This window comes from Pantoea sp. K16 (genome assembly GCF_048452805.1).
Taxonomy (GTDB): Bacteria; Pseudomonadota; Gammaproteobacteria; order Enterobacterales; family Enterobacteriaceae; genus Pantoea; species Pantoea agglomerans.
Genome location: NZ_JBLWNV010000004.1, coordinates 57,264 through 75,321 on the forward strand (window position 1 = coordinate 57,264; position 18,058 = coordinate 75,321).

Below are 18,058 nucleotides of genomic sequence, written 5' to 3' on the forward strand. Positions count from 1 at the left end.
TCAGCCTGAGAGTGGAAAATCATGACTTCCCCGCTACTGATTGCCCGTACGCCAGACGTCGAACTTCATCTGTTGCCGCAAATGGCCAACCGCCACGGCCTGATCACCGGCGCGACCGGCACCGGTAAAACCGTTACGCTGCAGAAACTGGCTGAATCGTTCTCCGCCAGCGGCGTGCCGGTTTTTATGGCTGATGTTAAAGGCGATTTGACCGGCGTGGCGATGGCTGGCCAGTCCAGCGAAAAGCTGCAGGAGAGGCTGGAGAAAATCGGCGTCACCAACTGGCAGCCGCAGAGCAATCCGGTGGTGCTATGGGATATCTTCGGCGAGAAAGGCCATCCGGTTCGCGCTACCGTCTCCGATCTCGGGCCGCTGCTGCTGGCGCGACTGCTGAACCTGAATGAGGTGCAGAGTGGCGTATTGCAGATTATTTTCCGCATCGCCGATGACCAGGGTTTGCTGCTGCTGGACTTCAAAGATCTGCGCGCCATGACTCAGTACATCGGTGACAACGCCAAAAGCTTCCAGACCCACTACGGCAATATCAACAGCGCCTCGGTCGGCGCCATCCAGCGCGGATTACTGACGCTGGAGCAACAGGGCGCGGAGCACTTCTTTGGTGAACCGATGCTGGATATCGCCGACTGGATGCGCGTCGACAGCAACGGCAAAGGCGTCATCAACATCCTCTCTGCTGAGAAGCTCTACCAGATGCCAAAACTCTACGCCACCAGCCTGCTGTGGCTGCTGTCGGAGCTTTATGAGCATCTGCCGGAAGCGGGCGATCTCGATCAGCCAAAGCTGGTGTTCTTCTTTGATGAGGCGCACCTGCTGTTTACCGACGCGCCGCCGGTGCTGCTGGAGAAAATAGAACAGGTCATGCGGCTGATCCGCTCCAAAGGGGTCGGCGTCTGGTTCGTCACCCAGAACCCGGCGGATATTCCCGATCGGGTGCTGGGCCAGCTCGGCAACCGCGTTCAGCACGCCCTGCGCGCCTTCACCCCCAAAGATCAGAAAGCGGTAAAAACCGCCGCCGATACCCTGCGCGCCAATCCGGCGTTTGACAGCGTCGAGGCGATTCAGGCGCTGGGCACCGGCGAAGCGCTGATCTCCTTCCTGGATGCCAAAGGCAGTCCGTCGGTGGTAGAGCGCGCCATGGTCATTGCGCCCGGCTCACGTATGGGTCCGGTCACAGGCGATGAACGCAACAGCCTGATCAACCATTCACCGCTCTATGGCAAATATGACAGCGAAGTTGATCGCGAATCGGCATTTGAGAAGCTGCAAAAAGGGTTTCAGGCCGCCAGCGATAAGGCCAGTGCGCCTCCGGCGAAAGGCGACGATGTCGCGGTAGATAACGGCATTCTCGGCGGGCTGAAAGAGATCCTGTTTGGCCGAACCGGCCCGCGCGGCGGCAAGCACGATGGCGTGGTGCAGACCATGGCGAAAAGCGCTACGCGCCAGATTACCAATCAGATCATCCGTGGCGTACTCGGCAGCCTGCTGGGTGGTCGTCGCCGATGAAAACGGCTCTCTGCTAAGATCAGGATATGGATAAACAACACGAACTGAAACGGACGAAACGACTGGCGCTGCTGCTGTTACTGCTGGCTGCAATTACCTTTATCGTTACGCTTTTTCTGCCGCCCGGCTTCTGGGTCAGCGGCATAAAAGCGATTGCGGAAGCTGCGATGGTCGGCGCGCTGGCGGACTGGTTCGCGGTGGTCGCACTGTTCCGGCGCGTGCCGGTGCCCTTTATCTCGCGTCATACCGCCATCATTCCGCGCAACAAAGATCGTATCGGTGAAAACCTCGGTCGCTTTGTGCAGGAGAAGTTTCTTGATACCGACTCGCTGCTGAATCTGATTCGCCGTCACGATCCTTCCAACCTGCTGGCGCAATGGCTGAATGCGCCGGGCAATGCTGACCGCATTGGCCGCCATCTGCTGCAGGTCATGCGCGGCTTCCTTGATCTGACCGATGATGCGCGGATCCAGACCTTTATGCGCCGCGCAGTACATCGCGCCATCGACAAGGTCGATCTCAGCCAGACCAGCGCCCTGCTGCTGGAGAGCCTGACGAAAAACAACCGTCATCAGGCGCTGCTGGACGCGGCAATCGAACAGCTGCTGAAGCTGCTGCATAAGCCGAGTACCCGCGAGTTTATTGCCATGCAGCTGGTGCGCTGGCTGAAACGCGAGCATCCGATTAAAGCCAAAATGTTGCCGACCGAATGGCTGGGCGAGCACAGCGCCGAGCTGGTAGCAAACGCGGTCGATTCACTGCTGGATGATGTGGCGCTGGATCAGGGCCATGAGCTGCGCCTCGGCTTTAACCGGGCGGTCGACAAGCTGATCGTTAAACTGCAGAACGACCCGGAAATGGCAGAGCGTGCCGAGGAGATCAAAGGCTGGCTGAAAGAAGATGCCTCATTCAATCGTTACATCGGCGAGCTGTGGAATGATATGCGCAACTGGCTCAAGGCGGATCTCAGCAGTGATGACTCACGGGTGCAGGAGAAAGTGCGCGGTGCAGCATTGTGGCTGGGCGAAACCCTGGCGGCCGACCCGGCGCTGCGTGACTCGATGAATCAGCATCTGGAACAGGCCGCACGCAGCGTTGCACCAGAGTTTGCTGGCTTCCTGACGCGTCATATCAGCGACACCGTGAAGAGCTGGGATGCACGCGACATGTCGCAGCAGATCGAACTTAATATCGGTAAAGACCTGCAGTTTATCCGCATCAACGGTACGCTGGTTGGCGGCACCATCGGGCTGATCCTCTACCTGTTGTCGCAGCTGCCCCAGTTACTCCCGCTGCTGAGCCGATAACCGCCTGGTTTAGCCGGATTGGGGTGGATAGAGGCCAAACTCGGTGATAATGGCGCTAACAAAGCTGCGGATTTTCACCGTCTGGCGGCGGCCCGCCGGGATCAGCACATGCATGGGTCGTGCTGGCCCGGCATAATCGGGCAGCACCTGGACCAGCCGGCCCTGTCTGATCTCTTCAGAGAGAATGGAGGCCGGCCCCAGGGTAATGCCATAACCCTCCAGCGCCGCATGCAGGAGCGCTTTCCAGTCATTCGACCGCATGCGTCCCTGCGGATGTACCTCTTCAACCTTACCGGCCTGGCTGAATACCCAGCGGCAGGGTTTTGATGGCGACCAGATGCCATAAACGAGACAGGCGTGGTTCACCAGCTCCGCTGGCGTGGCGGGCACACCGTGCCGCGCCAGATAGGCTGGCGACGCGCAGGCTATCAGCCGGTAGGGCTGCAGTGGGTGGGCGATGATCGAACTGTCCGCCAGCGCACCAATCCGGATCACCACCTCATAACCCTCTTCAAACGGATCGACCAGCCGATCGCTGAGTTCAAGATCGACCTGCGTTTCCGGAAAGCGGTCAAGATAGCGGGTCACAAACGGCGCCAGGCTAAAAGAACCAAACGTGACCGGGGCGCTGACCTTCAGCGTACCGGACGGCCGCTGCTGCATATCCAGCGCGATCGCATCCGCTTCCTGCACCTCTGCCAGCACGATTTTGCAGCGTTCGTAATAGTTGCGGCCCACATCCGTCAGGCTTTGTCGTCGGGTGGTGCGATGCAGAAGTAGCGTACCGAGATGCTTCTCCAGCATGGCGATATGCTTCGCCACCATCTGCGGTGAGATTTGCAAATGCCCGGCGGCTGCGGCAAACGAGCCCGATTCCGCGACGGTAACGAACACGTTCATGCTGGTAAGCCGATCCATGATTCCCTCCTGTTGGTTGTTTATATTGCGTCTGTTTGTCGATTTATTCACCTCCTGTTTTTAATTAAGGTCAGTGCGTGAAACTCATCGAGGAGAAACGTATGAAAATAGGCATTATTGGCGCAGGCTTTGTTGGCCGGGCGATTGCAAAACTGGCGATTCAGGCGGGACATCAGGTGATGCTCAGCAACTCGCGCGATCCACGAACGCTGTTCAGCCTGAAACCGATGATTGGCTGTGAAACCGGCACCGCCACCGAGGCCGCAGAGTTCGGCGACGTGGTGGTGGTTGCCGTGCCGCTCACGGCAACGGAACAACTTCCGGCCACAGAATTGCGGGGAAAAATCGTACTTGATGCGGTCAATTACTATCCCGACCGCGATGGCGAAATTGAAGAGCTGCTCAATGGCCGCATCAGCATCAGTGAACGGCTTGCCCGCCTGCTTCCTGACAGCCGCATCACCAAGGCATTCAATGCCATCCGCATGACCGATCTTGAAACTCAGGGCCTGCCGCCGGGCGATGCTAACCGGCAGGCATTACCGCTGGCGGGAGATGATAGCGAAGGGAAAGCGATCGCCACGGCATTATATGAAGCCTTTGGATTTGATGCGGTGGATGCGGGCTCGTTAGCGGAAGGCTGGCGTTTCGAGCGTGGGACACCCGCCTATTGCGTAGCCCTGAACAGAGAGCAACTCACCAGGACACTGAAAGAGACGACCCGGCACTCCGCATAAACAGGGCATCAGCGCAGAATAAAGCCGCTGAAACCGTATCTTCCAGACGGAGACCAAACGTAAAGCGATGGAAGCCTGCCCTGAGCCTGAACACCGGTCACAAAAAAGGCCGCTTGCGCGGCCTTTTCTTTTACTGCATTCATTGCGCTTAGCGCCGCTTAATCAACATAAACATACTGATAGCGAAGAACGCAAAACTCGGCAGAATCGCCCCCAGAATCGGCGGCAGTCCGTAAACCAGGCTCAGCGGACCGAAAATCTGGTCCAGCACGTAGAACAGGAAGCCAAAGCTGATACCGGTTACGACACGCACACCCATCGACACGCTACGTAGCGGTCCGAAGATAAACGACAGCGCCATCAGCATCATCACCGCGACGGACAGCGGCTGGAAGATTTTGCTCCACATATTCAGCTGATAACGTCCCGACTCCTGGCCGCTCTGCTTCAGATATTTACTGTAGCTATGCAGACCGCGAATCGATAACGCGTCAGGATCCAGCGCAACCACACCCAGCTTGTCCGGCGTCAGATTGGTTTTCCACTCGCCACTCAGGCTCTGTGAACCGGTAATCTGCTTCGGATCGGTCAGGTTAGACTCATCAACCTGCGACAGTATCCAGCGCTTCTTAGCCGCATCCCAGGTCGCCGTCGCCGCGTAACGCACGCTCTGCAGACGACGCTGATCGTTAAAGCTGTAGATGCTCACGCCATCAATTTCGTTGTCGCCTTTAATGCGCTCGATAAAGATAAAGCTATTGCCATCTTTCGCCCACAGACCGTTCTGCGTCGACACCAGCGCACCGCCGTAAAGCTGCTGCGCCCGGTAATTACGCGCCATCTGCTCGCCCGACGGCGCAACAAACTCGCCAATCGCCATGGTCAGCAATACCAGCGGAATCGCCGTTTTCATCACTGACAGCGCAACCTGCATGCGGGTAAAGCCCGCCGCCTGCATCACCACCAGTTCACTGCGCTGCGCCAGCGCGCCCAGTCCCAGCAGCGCGCCCAACAGGGCCGCCATCGGGAAAAAGATCTCAATATCTTTGGGTACGCTAAGCAGGGTGTAGTAACCGGCGCTCAGCGCGTTGTAGCTGCCCTGGCCGGTCTTGCGCAGCTGATCGACGAACTTGATGATGCCGGAAAGCGACACCAGCATGAACAGCGTCAGCATAATGGTATTGAAAATGGTTTTACCGATATAGCGGTCAAGTACGCGAAACATCAGACCGACCCTCCGCGGGTAAAGCGGGCGCGAATCCGACGCATCGGCACCGTATCCCACAGGTTAAGGAGCACCGCCAGCACCAGATAGCTGATATTCACCACCCACATCCAGAGCGCCGGATCGAGCCGCCCTTTCGCGCCGCTCGACTTCAGCGAGCTCTGCAACAGGAAGAAAATCAGATAGAGCATCATGGCGGGCAGCATCGACAGCACGCGCCCCTGACGTGGGTTCACCACGCTGAGCGGCACCACCATCAGCGCCATCACCAGCACCGCGAACACCAGCGTCAGACGCCAGTGCAGCTCGGCCTGAAACTCAGGTGTCTTATTCGCGAACAGGTCAGTCAGGCTCGCCTGTTCTGCATCGTTAGGATCGAGCGTTGCCGCTTTATAGCCTACGATTGCCTGATAATTGGTGAAGTCGGTGATACGGAAATCACGCAGCAGAGCGGTGCCCTCAAAACGGGTGCCTTTATCCAGCGTCACCACCTGCGAGCCATCTTTATGCTGCTCCATGTGACCGCTGTCAGCCAGCACCACTGAAGGACGCGCGTTACCCTTTGGCCGTAACTGCGCCAGGAACACGTTACCAAAGTTGTTGCCCTTCACATCCTCAACAAACAGCACGGCGCTGCCGTCGCTGGAGGTCTGGAACTGTCCGGCGGCCATTGCTGCCGCACCCGGGTTCGCTTTGGCGTTCTGCGTCACCTCATCCTGATAGCGGGATGACCATGGTCCCAGCCAGATGACGTTCACGGCCGCCACTATCGAGGTAAACAGCATCAGAACCATCGCCGCTTTTACCAGGACGGCCTTACTCAGGCCGCAGGCGTGCATCACGGTAATTTCACTTTCCGTGTAGAGCCGCCCCAGCGTCATCAGGATCGCCAGAAACAGACTTAAGGGCAGTATAAGTTGTGCCATTTGAGGCACACCGAGTCCTAACAAGGTCAGAACGAGGTTTGTCGGCACTTCGCCATCCACCGCGGCACCCAGGATCCTGACTAACTTCTGACAAAAGAAGATGAGTAGCAGGATAAACAGGATAGCCAGCTGGCTTTTGAGCGTTTCCCGAACCAGATATCTAATGATGATCACGCTTAGTACGCCTGTGAAAACTTGTCTTTTTGCAGGAAAATCGCTAGTTTCAACGCTTATCAGCCATTTTTCTTCATCAATGGCCGTCGCCGTAGCTAAATTTGTATGAAAAACGCGTCCGGGTGGTGAAAAAACAACATCTTGTCACCCTGATTCATTATGACCTCCAGCAGCAGAATGTCATGCTGCGACGATGAATAAATGGGTCATGAGCGCGCTACATTCTAGCGGCAGCAGCGGCCGTTGTCTTTAAGATTCAGGAGAGTGCATGGAGTTCAGTGTAAAAAGCGGAAGCCCGGAAAAACAGCGCAGTGCCTGCATTGTCGTTGGCGTTTTCGAACCGCGTCGTCTGTCACCGATTGCCGAGCAGCTGGATAAAATCAGCGACGGCTACATCAGCGCCCTGCTGCGCCGCGGCGAGCTGGAAGGAAAAGTGGGCCAGACACTGCTGCTGCATCATGTGCCAAATATCCTGTCCGAGCGTATTCTGCTGATTGGCTGCGGTAAAGAGCGTGAGCTGGATGAACGCCAGTACAAGCAGGTCATTCAGAAAACCATTAACACGCTCAACGACACCGGCTCAATGGAAGCGGTCTGCTTCCTGACCGAGCTGCATGTCAAAGGCCGCAACACCTACTGGAAAGTGCGTCAGGCAGTAGAGACCTCAAAAGAGGCGCTCTACAACTTTGACCAGCTGAAAAGTAACAAAGCGGAGCCACGTCGTCCGCTGCGCAAGCTGGTCTTTAACGTGCCGACCCGCCGTGAACTGACCAGCGGCGAACGGGCGATCCAGCATGGATTAGCGGTCGCTGCCGGTATGAAAGCGGCTAAAGATCTCGGCAACATGCCACCTAATATCTGTAACGCCGCCTATCTGGCGTCACAGGCGCGTCAGCTGGCGGATGCCTTCAGCAAAAATGTCACCACCCGCGTCATTGGCGAACAGCAGATGAAAGAGCTGGGCATGAACGCCTATCTCGCTGTCGGGGCCGGTTCGCAAAACGAATCGCTGATGTCGGTAATTGAATACAAAGGCAATCCGGATGCGGAAGCACGTCCGATTGTGCTGGTGGGTAAAGGGCTGACCTTTGACTCCGGCGGCATCTCCATCAAGCCTGCCGACAGCATGGACGAAATGAAGTATGACATGTGCGGCGCGGCCGCCGTCTATGGCGTGATGCGTATGGTGGCAGAGCTGAATCTGCCGCTGAACGTGGTTGGCGTGCTGGCGGGCTGTGAAAACATGCCGGATGGCCGATCGATGCGTCCGGGCGACGTGCTGACCACCATGTCTGGCCAGACGGTTGAGGTGCTGAACACCGATGCCGAAGGCCGCCTGGTCCTGTGCGATGCGCTGACCTATGTTGAACGTTTCGATCCGGAAGTGGTGATTGACGTGGCGACGCTGACCGGTGCCTGCGTGATTGCGCTGGGTCATCACATCAGCGGCCTGCTGTCGAACCACAATCCGCTGGCGCATGAGCTGATCAGCGCCTCGGAGCAGTCAGGCGATCGCGCCTGGCGTCTGCCGATGGCGGATGAGTTCCAGGAGCAGCTGGAGTCCAACTTTGCCGATATGGCGAACATTGGTGGCCGTCCCGGCGGCGCGATTACCGCCGCCTGCTTCCTGGCTCGCTTTGCCCGCAAATATAACTGGGCACACCTGGATATCGCCGGTACCGCCTGGCGCTCCGGCAAGGCCAAAGGCGCCACCGGACGTCCGGTGCCGATGCTGTCGCAATTTCTGTTGAATCGGGCAGGATTGAACGGCGACGATTAAGCGCCCTCTTTTCTGACAGCAAGGGCGGATATCATTCCGCCCTTGATCTTCTGATGAGCAAACCGATGAAAAACGCAACCTTCTACGTGCTGGAAACCGATGCAACGAGCGATGGCCTTAGCGCCGTTGAAGCGCTGGTGTGCAATCTGGCGGAAACACGCTGGCGGGCCGGAAAGCGGGTGTTGATCGCCTGCGAAGATGAACAGCAAGCCATTCGTCTCGACGAAGCGCTGTGGCAACGACCGGCAAACGCCTTCGTGCCGCATAACCTGGCGGGTGAAGGCCCGCGCTACGGTGCGCCGGTTGAGCTGGCCTGGCCACAGCGTCGCGGCAGTTCACCGCGTGACCTGCTGATTAGCCTGCTGCCCCACTTCGCAGATTTTGCTACTGCTTTCCATGAAGTGATAGACTTCGTTCCTTACGAAGACACGCTCAAACAACTGGCGCGCGACCGCTATAAAGCGTATCGCAGCGTTGGATTCCAATTGAATACGGCAGCGCCACCACAGCCGCAAACGACATAGCAGAAATGGAAAAGACATATAACCCGCAAGATATCGAGCAGCCGCTTTACGAGCATTGGGAAAAGCAGGGCTACTTCAAACCGAATGGCGATACCAGCCAGGAAAGCTTTTGCATCATGATCCCGCCGCCGAACGTCACCGGTAGCTTGCACATGGGTCACGCCTTCCAGCAAACCATCATGGACACCATGATCCGTTACCAGCGCATGCAGGGGAAAAATACCCTGTGGCAGGCCGGTACGGACCACGCGGGCATCGCCACGCAGATGGTGGTTGAGCGCAAAATTGCGGCTGAAGAGGGCAAGACGCGCCAGGACTATGGCCGTGATGCGTTCATCGACAAAATCTGGCAGTGGAAAGCAGAATCCGGCGGCACCATTACCCGCCAGATGCGCCGTCTGGGCAACTCCGTCGACTGGGAGCGCGAGCGCTTCACCATGGACGACGGCCTTTCCAACGCCGTGAAAGAGGTGTTTGTTCGCCTCTATAAAGAGAACCTGATCTACCGTGGCAAACGCCTGGTGAACTGGGATCCAAAACTGCGTACCGCAATCTCCGACCTGGAAGTGGAAAACCGCGAGAGCAAAGGCTCGATGTGGCATATCCGCTATCCACTGGCTGACGGCGCAAAAACCGCCGACGGCAAAGATTATCTGGTGGTCGCCACCACGCGTCCGGAAACCCTGCTGGGCGATACCGGCGTCGCCGTTAACCCGGAAGATCCACGTTACAAAGATCTGATCGGCAAATTTGTGATGCTGCCGCTGGTTGGCCGTCTTATCCCTATCGTTGGCGACGAACATGCCGACATGGAAAAAGGCACCGGCTGCGTCAAGATCACCCCGGCGCATGACTTCAACGACTACGAAGTCGGCCGTCGTCACAAACTGCCGATGATCAACATCCTGACCTTCGACGGCGATATCCGCGACCGTACTCAGGTGTATGACACCAATGGCGAAGCCAGCGATGCCTGTTCCGATGAGATCCCGGCGGCTTTCCAGAACATGGAACGCTTCGCGGCGCGTAAAGCGATTGTTGCCGCTGTCGATGAACTCGGCCTGCTTGAAGAGATTAAACCTCACGATCTGACCGTGCCTTACGGCGACCGTGGCGGCGTGGTTATCGAGCCGATGCTGACTGACCAGTGGTATGTGCGTACCGCACCGCTGGCGAAAGTCGCGGTTGAAGCCGTTGAAAACGGCGACATCCAGTTTGTACCGAAGCAGTACGAAAACATGTACTTCTCCTGGATGCGCGATATTCAGGACTGGTGTATCTCCCGTCAGCTCTGGTGGGGTCACCGCATCCCGGCGTGGTATGACGACAACGGTAACGTCTATGTCGGTCGCACCGAAGACGAAGTGCGGGCTGAGAACAACCTGGCCGCCGACGTCGCGTTGCGTCAGGATGATGACGTGCTGGATACCTGGTTCTCCTCAGGTCTGTGGACCTTCTCCACCCTGGGCTGGCCGGAAAACACCGAAGCGCTGCGTACTTTCCATCCGACCAGCGTGCTGGTCAGCGGCTTCGACATCATCTTCTTCTGGATTGCCCGCATGATCATGCTGACCATGCACTTCATCAAAGATGAAAACGGCAAACCACAGGTACCGTTTAAAACCGTCTACATGACTGGTCTGATCCGTGATGAAGAAGGTCAGAAGATGTCGAAATCCAAGGGCAACGTGATTGACCCGCTGGATATGGTCGACGGCATTTCACTGGAAGCGCTGCTGGAAAAACGCACCGGCAACATGATGCAGCCACAGCTGGCGGAGAAAATCCGCAAACGTACCGAGAAGCAATTCCCGGACGGCATCGAGCCATCAGGCACCGATGCACTGCGTTTCACCCTGGCGGCGCTGGCCTCAACCGGTCGCGACATCAACTGGGACATGAAGCGCCTGGAAGGCTATCGCAACTTCTGTAACAAGCTGTGGAACGCCAGCCGCTTTGTGCTGATGAACACCGAAGAGCAGGATTGCGGACAGAATGGCGGCGAAATGACGCTGTCGCTGGCGGATCGCTGGATCCTGACCGAGTTCAACAACACGGTGAAAGCGTACCGTGAAGCGCTGGATAGCTACCGTTTCGATATCGCGGCTAACCTGCTGTATGACTTCACCTGGAACCAGTTCTGCGACTGGTATCTGGAGCTGACCAAGCCGGTCATGAACAGCGGCAGTGAATCTGAACTGCGTGGCACCCGTCATACGCTGGTTCACGTGCTGGAAGCGCTGCTGCGTCTGGCGCATCCGATCATTCCGTTTATCACTGAAACCATCTGGCAGCGCGTGAAGGGGCTGAAAAATATCAGCGACGACACCATCATGCTGCAGCCTTTCCCGCAGTACGATGCGGCGAAAGAAGATGCCGAAGCGAAAGCGGACATTGAGTGGATGAAACAGGCGATCGTGGCGGTGCGTAATATCCGTGCCGAGATGAACATCGCACTGAGCAAGCCGCTGGATGTGCTGCTGCGTGACTGCTCGCCTGCGGCGCTGCGTCGCGTTGAAGCTAACCGCAACTTCCTGTCGCGCCTGGCGCGTCTGGAAAGCCTGACCATTCTGCCTGCGGGCGAGAAAGGTCCGGTGTCGGTGACCAAACTGGTTGAAGGCGCAGAGCTGCTGATCCCGATGGCGGATCTGGTGGATAAAACCGCCGAGCTGGAGCGTCTGGCGAAAGAGCTGGTTAAGCTGGATGTGGAAATCGAGAAGATCGAGACCAAGCTGGCGAACGAAGGCTTTGTTTCGCGCGCCCCGGAAGCGGTGGTGGCGAAAGAGCGCGAACGCGTAGCGGACCTGCAACAATCAAAAGCAAAACTGATTGAACAGCAGGCGGTCATTGCGGCGCTCTGATTGATTCCTCGCTCTGAAAAAACCCTGCGCTCTGGCGCGGGGTTTTTTATATCATTTTTTCGATGACACCCTTCTCGTCCTTGTTTCAGCAGCAAGATGATCATGACTCTTTTCTAATACAGACAGGCATCTTTTTTCCCGGTCACTTTCTGACGTTAACTGAGTAAGCGCCGTGCGGGCTTTTAAAAAGTACGCATCTGTTTCATCCGGAGTCGGCTCAATAAATGGCATGCCGCATAGCTTATTAACATTGCCTTGATTAACGTATTTCATTACCGCGCCAGGATTTTCAGGTAAGGCATAGGCCATCGCGATGTCCAGACCTTCCTGAAAAGAGGTTGCGCCTAAGAATGGCGATCGATTAAGAATAGGGTAAAGTTCAATCCAGCGTGTCCGGCCCTGAGAAAGATATTCTGTTATCTTGTCATAATCAGCATCTGAAAGTGAACTGCTGTCATTATTGCGGGATGCCGTAATCACTTTATCTGACAAAACATGTTCTGCAGAATTGAACCTTCCTGATGAACAGGAGACGGAAAACAATGCTAATAGCAAAATAATGAGCCATTTCATTTCACTATTAACTCCCTGTCGCCGCTATCCGCAATACTTTTTCTTACATTGAAAGACGCGACAATACAGCCATTCGAAGCGGTACCAAAGCCGTTATCTCCATGAATAAGAAATCCGGCGCGACCACACATATTGTTACCCGCATAAGGTATCAGACGGAGAACAAATCGTCCGGCTGTAGGATGCTTTGCCATAGGACTGGCAATCTTATACTTTCCTGCTGGCAAAGGACCTTTGTTCACCTCACATGCTAATGCAGGATCGTCTTTATATCCTTCAGCCCCGGCATATAACGCATCGAATTTATAGACACCATCTCGTGTAAAAGATCGCTTTCTGACGTCATAGACCCATGTCATACACGCTCCTTAAAATGACTCACAGAATTGCTGCGCCATTGATAGTTGAATTATGTGCGTTCCTTCCATGAATCGGAGTGCTGAATATTGCCATCACAGTACTTCCAGGTGATTTTTTCGTAGCGCAGCGTTACTGACTCAAGATGGTTCATATTTTCAATGGATTTGATGTTATGCATGAGTGGATTAACCGACACCACTTTCACTCCTTCAATGAACATATTGAAGTACTCCTCTTCCTGGCCAGCGTGATTAATACGGTACCATTTTATTTCAGCTGACCTGAGTGTTTGCCCGGAGGAGACTGATTTATAGAGATAAGGGCTGGATGAGTCGAATTCTTTTTCGAATTCTAATGCACTATGAACACGCGTCCCTGTGAGTTTACCGGTGTGAGGATCGACCGGTATGCTCAAACCATGCATGAAACTAAGTACTTCAATACTTCCTTCTCGATGTTGGACGTCAACTGATCCTTTGATATCTGCGCCACCATCATCTTTCAGCCATAGGTAAGCTGGAATTGCCATGAAATTAATCCTTTAATTAGCGTTAAAGGTATTAACTTACAGGAGTAGCAGTCAGCATTTTTGATTCACATCAATTAAGACAAACAAATTGATTGTGAAGTAATCAGCACTATTAAGACCAGAAGATAGAAACAATCCCTTATTACTGAACATAGTAAGGTGTAAATGATAAAACAGATTTTCAAGTGACATTAAAAAACATGACGTTTTTAAAGCCTCCCTGCATTGTCAGGAATATTGCTTTTACATGACGATAATGTTACTTCTGGTAAACGTCTAACCGATTTACATAGCTCAACTCCCACATGATTTCTGACTCTCAGCACCTCCAGGTGCGGCCGATTACTGCCGCCGATAATCCGCATATCGCCCAGGTGATCCGCGACGTTTCCGCGGAGTTCGGCCTGACGGCTGACAAGGGCTACACCGTTTCCGATCCGCAGCTCGACCAGCTGTTTGAGCTCTACAGTGCCGAACAGAGCGCCTACTGGATTGTTGAGTATCAGGGCAAGGTGGTCGGCGGCGGCGGTGTTGCGCCGCTCGCCTGCAGCGCGCCCGATATCTGCGAACTGCAAAAGATGTACTTTCTGCCGGAGGTGCGCGGTCAGGGTCTGGCACGCGAACTGGCGCTGCGGGCGATAGAACATGCACGCAGCCACGGCTTCCGTCGCTGCTATCTGGAAACCACCGCCAGCCTGACGCGGGCCATTAAACTCTATGAGTCACTCGGCTTCGAGCATATCGACAGCGCGATGGGCTGCACAGGCCATGTCGACTGCGAAGTGCGTATGTTGCGGAAGTTATAAGCCGCGCGCGACGTAACTCATATCGTTGATGGATTCAATCACGAACTCTCCGCTGTCGGTATAGCGCAGCCGGGTCACGCTCGCATTGTCCAGCGTCTGGTTTAATGACGTATCGCCAAGCGCCTGCAGTAGCGCTGTAATCGCCAGGCCATGCGTGACCACCAGAACGTTACCGCCGCCCTGCTGCCGGGCCTGCTGCGCTATCTCAGTCAGGCTATCGACCATTCGCTTCGCAACCTGCTGATAGCTTTCGGCCATGCCTGCTGATTTAATGCCTCTCAGTGCCGGCGTGCCTGACGCTTCCGCCTGCCGGATAGCGTCTATGATCCTGTCGACATGAACCTTGCCTTTGCCATAGGCCTCCATTAGCGCCGTATCGGATGCAAATCCCAACTGATGGGCGGCATCGTTCAACATATTATTATTCAGATCGCCCTCATACAGGCCAAAGCCCACTTCCCGCAATTCCCGGCGTTCGTTCAGCGGCAGCGGCGTTTTCCATGCCTGCATCACAAGCTGCGCGGTTTCTCTCGCTCTGCCAGCATCGCTGGACCAGACGGCGATAAACGGGGTCGTCTGCAGACCGCGTCCCAGCTTTTGCGCCACCTCCACGCCCGCTGGCGTTAGCGGAGTATCTGCCCATCCCTGCGCGCGATGCACCGTGTTGAACATCGTTTTACCATGCCGCGTAACGTAGAGAGTGACATCGGCGGCAAAGGCTTCGCCTGCGACGGCCCCAACCACAATAAGAATCAGCAACGCTTTAAAAATTCTTTTCATCGTATTTTCCTTATCTGAACAGATTTAATTTATATTCAACCGCGATCTCTGCAGAAAGGCTGGGAGAACGCATATATTTCCCTTGCGCATTAAAAACCGGCGTTTCTTTATTATTCTTATATGACCAGCCATAACCGAATAGCGTAAAGACCGATAAATCCTTCAGGACCGGATGGGGTTCGATGAAGCGATTTATGAGCGCGACTTCCCCCGAACGTATACGCGTATTACGGTAATTAAACTGTCCATAGTTAATCTGAAACCCGCTAAAAATGCCTTTTGAAATTTCAAATTCCGTCTGCGACACCAGCGCCAGTTCTTTATCACGGGTATAATCTTTTCCGGCAGAGGTCAGGGCGTTGAAACGTCCACGGGTATTTTTTGTCAGCGGGCGCACATAATATCCCACCGCATTATGTTTGGGAGCCGAAGTCCAGGCGGCAGCGAATTTCTGTGTCCATCTGTCGTTAATCCAGTCTGCTTCACCGACATAGTGCCACGCGTGGTTATCGAACGATCTTTTGCTGGCCGCCATGCTTTTATAATTATCCAGCCCCTGACTGCCATAAATTTGAGAGGACAAGCGCCAGTTCGGCGAGAGCGAGTAATTCGCTTCGATAACATGACGCCGCTGGTAGGCTTCCGCTTCGCCAAATGCGTAGGCGAGACGTCCGCGATCACCGGTATAGCTCAGTGCGCCGGTATAGATCGCATTAATTTTTCGTCGGTCCTGGGTTTGCAGGGCAAGACTCTCCGGCGAGTCGTGGCGAAGCGTTTTGGTCACGTAAGCCAAATCCAGCCGTACCTTCTGCACGTTCAGCGCGCCGCTATAGCCTGAGTAACTGTTGCGTGACAAGCGGTCCGTGGTGGTCAGCACGCCGATGTTTTTAAACTCCTGCCAGCCCACTTTTCCTTTAAATCCCGCATTCGCGTCCCCCAGCTTCACTTTCAGATAGCGTTCACCAAACTTGCTGAAGCCGTGCGCGTCAGCTTTTTGCTGATGACCGCCGCTGTCGTAAAGCAGGCCGCGCGTGGCAAAGTAGTCGCTGGCTCCCAGCCTGATCGCTCGGGTATAGGTTGCATCGAAACCCAGCCAGTCCCACTGATAGCCGGAACGAAAATTCAGGCTTGCCGCCTGTCCCCAGGCATTATGAACAGCGGTAGGCTGTGCTTCATTTTCCTTGAGATACTTCCAGTGATTACGCAGTCTGAGATCGAGTTGCGAATCACGCAGGAAAGCATTGTCAGAGAACGATAATGCGTCGGAAAAGTCAGCCCATGCGCCAGGTGGCTGCAAAAACAGTAAAATAAATAACGGAATACCGCGCTTTCCCCTCATGTTAATGACTCCTTCCATTAAATGCTTATTAGCAAAACTGGACGCCAAAAAAAAGTCGCTGATTCTTTTCCCCGGCTATACCCGGTGCAAAAAAAAACCTGATTCACAACCCTCTCTGGCAAAGAGGCGTTATGAATCAGGTTTTGCTTGAAAAATAACAATCCTAATCCGGCAAGAGCACTATAATTATTCCGCAAAGAAAAAACAGAAGAGATAAAATATTTTGTGAGGGGTCACTCAAATTATATTTTTCGGAGGTAACGCGTTCATATTAGATTAACAGTTAATACTTATCTTTTTATTATTAATAAAATCAACCCGGTTCAATATAAAAAATAAACGGCCATCGTAAGAGCGCCGTTTACTCTTTTCAGAACGCCGGTACGCCGCTGTGAAAGCGTAATTCGTTGTCGGGTTCGCTAATTAACCGCCCTTCTGTTGCCCCAATCACCTGCACCCGCGGCGTGATGTCTCTGGTGGCAATCTGCGCCGCCAGGGTTAAATAGTCCTGATAATGCCGCGCCTCTGAGCGCAACAGCGACAGATAGAACTTCGCCAGTTCGTCATCAAGATAAGGTGCCAGACTGGCGAAACGCTCGCAGGAGCGCGCCTCGATGTAAGCGCCGCATATCAGCTTATCCACCAGCGTTTCCGGTTCATGGGTGGTGACTTCGCGCAGCAGCGATTTGGCATAGCGGCTGGAAGTGATCTTCTGATAGACCAGCCCGCGCGACTGCATAATTTCCCACACCTGATAGAAGTGATGCAGCTCCTCTTTAATCAGCAGCACCATCTTCTCCACCAGCTCATCCGCCCACGGCAGCGCATTGCGCACGATGATACGTTTTGTCAGGTTCTTATGGGCGTTGATAAAGTCGCTGTCGCCATCTTCGCGGAAGATAAAATCTTCATAGGGTTTCAGCCACGCCAGAATGGCGTCGCCACTGGGTTTGTCGGCAACATATTTGCGGATCAACCACACCGCGGTCTGCGCGGCTTTCAGTTCGCACACCAGATGGTCGGTTAACAGCAGGGTCAGATTTTCCGGCTTGCGCGCCTCATCAATCCAGGCCTGTGGCGTGCGGCAGTGCAGAAACTGATAGATCGGTTCAAGTAAGGGTGCGTAGTTCATGATGTTAAAACAGGTGGCAGGGGTGACAGGCGGAGAACTCTCCGCCCCGGCTACTTAGTGGCGAATACCATCATCATCTTCATCTTCGATGGCGTCGTCATCTTCATCTTCGGCATCGGGATCTTCAAAATAGGTGCCCCAGCCGTCGTAATCGACGTTGTACTTACCAATCAGGTTCACCAGCTGCTCAACCTGCACATCGATCAGTTCAGGCTTCAGGGCGGATTCGCTGATGATGTCGACGCACATCACGGTGGTGCCATCTTCCAGCTCCAGCTCTTCCGGCTCGGTCACTTCATAACCCAGCTTGAACGCATCAACGGCCGCTTTTTCCAGCGAATCAAAATTATTGCATGAGAGATGGTGCTCGATGGTATAGAGCGCATCAGGATCGCTGCCATCCTCCAGCAGCTCTTCGATAATCTGCCGCGTCTCTTCCTGCTGCTCTTCCAGTAATGCTTCATATGCCATGACGATATCCTCTCTGAGTTCGGCAATAATCAATTATTTTCCCATACTGCCCGTCGCGCCACTACACAAAACGAAAAGTTTATTAGCACCGC

Annotated in this window: 17 protein-coding genes; 7 read left to right on the forward strand and 10 right to left on the reverse strand. The window is 54.7% G+C overall.

All coding sequences use genetic code 11. The annotated features are described in order from the left end of the window. The first annotated feature begins 21 nt into the window (after positions 1-21). Both ACK13D_RS06430 and ACK13D_RS06435 read left to right on the forward strand, forming a co-directional pair. A complete protein-coding gene (locus tag ACK13D_RS06430; RefSeq protein WP_418795962.1) occupies positions 22-1,524 on the forward strand; it encodes a helicase HerA-like C-terminal domain-containing protein in 1,503 nt (500 codons plus the stop codon). A 26-nt stretch (positions 1,525-1,550) separates the two neighbouring features. Next, a complete protein-coding gene (locus ACK13D_RS06435) occupies positions 1,551-2,831 on the forward strand; it encodes a DUF445 domain-containing protein (protein WP_187494584.1) in 1,281 nt (426 codons plus the stop codon). Positions 2,832-2,840: 9 nt separating this feature from the next. Here ACK13D_RS06435 and ACK13D_RS06440 read toward each other — a convergent pair whose 3' ends face one another. Continuing rightward, positions 2,841-3,749, reverse strand: coding sequence for a LysR family transcriptional regulator (locus ACK13D_RS06440; protein WP_163799109.1), 909 nt, complete (start codon positions 3,747-3,749; stop codon positions 2,841-2,843). A gap of 101 nt (positions 3,750-3,850) precedes the next feature. Here ACK13D_RS06440 and ACK13D_RS06445 point away from each other — a divergent pair, with 101 nt between their 5' ends. Beyond that, entirely contained in the window at positions 3,851-4,486 is a 636-nt protein-coding gene (locus ACK13D_RS06445; protein ID WP_418795964.1) for an NADPH-dependent F420 reductase, read from the forward strand. A 148-nt stretch (positions 4,487-4,634) separates the two neighbouring features. On the opposite strand, the gene lptG is transcribed toward ACK13D_RS06445, so the two are convergent. Both lptG and lptF read right to left on the reverse strand, forming a co-directional pair. Continuing rightward, complete coding sequence (lptG, locus tag ACK13D_RS06450; RefSeq protein ID WP_010251648.1) at positions 4,635-5,711, reverse strand: LPS export ABC transporter permease LptG; 1,077 nt, start codon at positions 5,709-5,711, stop codon at positions 4,635-4,637. Beyond that, entirely contained in the window at positions 5,711-6,811 is a 1,101-nt protein-coding gene (lptF, locus tag ACK13D_RS06455; RefSeq protein WP_010671780.1) for an LPS export ABC transporter permease LptF, read from the reverse strand. The genes lptG and lptF overlap by 1 nt, the downstream gene beginning before the upstream one ends. Before the next feature lie 268 nt (positions 6,812-7,079). Between lptF and pepA the strand changes: the two genes are divergently transcribed. The 3 genes from pepA (at position 7,080) to ACK13D_RS06470 (ending at position 11,976) form a co-directional block, all read left to right on the forward strand. Then, positions 7,080-8,591: a leucyl aminopeptidase gene (gene pepA, locus ACK13D_RS06460; RefSeq protein WP_010251654.1), complete on the forward strand. Its 1,512-nt coding sequence runs from the start codon at positions 7,080-7,082 to the stop codon at positions 8,589-8,591. Between the two features lie 65 nt (positions 8,592-8,656). Beyond that, positions 8,657-9,115 (forward strand): DNA polymerase III subunit chi, encoded by a 459-nt coding sequence (locus tag ACK13D_RS06465; protein WP_010251657.1) that lies wholly within the window; start codon positions 8,657-8,659, stop codon positions 9,113-9,115. Between the two features lie 5 nt (positions 9,116-9,120). Then, positions 9,121-11,976, forward strand: coding sequence for a valine--tRNA ligase (locus ACK13D_RS06470; RefSeq protein WP_418795967.1), 2,856 nt, complete (start codon positions 9,121-9,123; stop codon positions 11,974-11,976). A gap of 51 nt (positions 11,977-12,027) precedes the next feature. Here ACK13D_RS06470 and ACK13D_RS06475 read toward each other — a convergent pair whose 3' ends face one another. Genes ACK13D_RS06475 through ACK13D_RS06485 form a run of 3 tightly spaced genes read right to left on the reverse strand, consistent with a single transcriptional unit; the run spans position 12,028 to position 13,438 of the window. Further along, on the reverse strand, positions 12,028-12,549 hold the full coding sequence (locus ACK13D_RS06475; RefSeq protein WP_124889642.1) for a hypothetical protein: 522 nt from the start codon (positions 12,547-12,549) through the stop codon (positions 12,028-12,030). Then, on the reverse strand, positions 12,546-12,908 hold the full coding sequence (locus ACK13D_RS06480) for a tlde1 domain-containing protein (RefSeq protein ID WP_010671784.1): 363 nt from the start codon (positions 12,906-12,908) through the stop codon (positions 12,546-12,548). The genes ACK13D_RS06475 and ACK13D_RS06480 overlap by 4 nt, the downstream gene beginning before the upstream one ends. Before the next feature lie 50 nt (positions 12,909-12,958). Continuing rightward, a complete protein-coding gene (locus tag ACK13D_RS06485; RefSeq protein WP_346555117.1) occupies positions 12,959-13,438 on the reverse strand; it encodes an Hcp family type VI secretion system effector in 480 nt (159 codons plus the stop codon). 305 nt (positions 13,439-13,743) lie between these two features. Here ACK13D_RS06485 and ACK13D_RS06490 point away from each other — a divergent pair, with 305 nt between their 5' ends. Next, positions 13,744-14,244 carry a GNAT family N-acetyltransferase gene (locus ACK13D_RS06490; protein WP_010671786.1) on the forward strand — a complete coding sequence of 167 codons (501 nt, stop codon included), beginning with the start codon at positions 13,744-13,746 and terminating at the stop codon, positions 14,242-14,244. Here ACK13D_RS06490 and ACK13D_RS06495 read toward each other — a convergent pair. The 4 genes from ACK13D_RS06495 to rraB all read right to left on the reverse strand — a co-directional run bounded on the left by ACK13D_RS06495 (position 14,239) and on the right by rraB (position 17,966). Beyond that, positions 14,239-15,024, reverse strand: coding sequence for a histidine phosphatase family protein (locus ACK13D_RS06495; protein WP_191921590.1), 786 nt, complete (start codon positions 15,022-15,024; stop codon positions 14,239-14,241). The genes ACK13D_RS06490 and ACK13D_RS06495 overlap by 6 nt on opposite strands. A gap of 10 nt (positions 15,025-15,034) precedes the next feature. After that, entirely contained in the window at positions 15,035-16,363 is a 1,329-nt protein-coding gene (locus ACK13D_RS06500) for a hypothetical protein (protein ID WP_191921589.1), read from the reverse strand. 370 nt (positions 16,364-16,733) lie between these two features. Beyond that, positions 16,734-17,495 carry a tRNA isopentenyl-2-thiomethyl-A-37 hydroxylase MiaE gene (gene miaE, locus ACK13D_RS06505; protein ID WP_010671789.1) on the reverse strand — a complete coding sequence of 254 codons (762 nt, stop codon included), beginning with the start codon at positions 17,493-17,495 and terminating at the stop codon, positions 16,734-16,736. A 54-nt stretch (positions 17,496-17,549) separates the two neighbouring features. Continuing rightward, positions 17,550-17,966 carry a ribonuclease E inhibitor RraB gene (gene rraB / locus ACK13D_RS06510; RefSeq protein ID WP_010251675.1) on the reverse strand — a complete coding sequence of 139 codons (417 nt, stop codon included), beginning with the start codon at positions 17,964-17,966 and terminating at the stop codon, positions 17,550-17,552. Positions 17,967-18,058 lie beyond the last annotated feature (92 nt).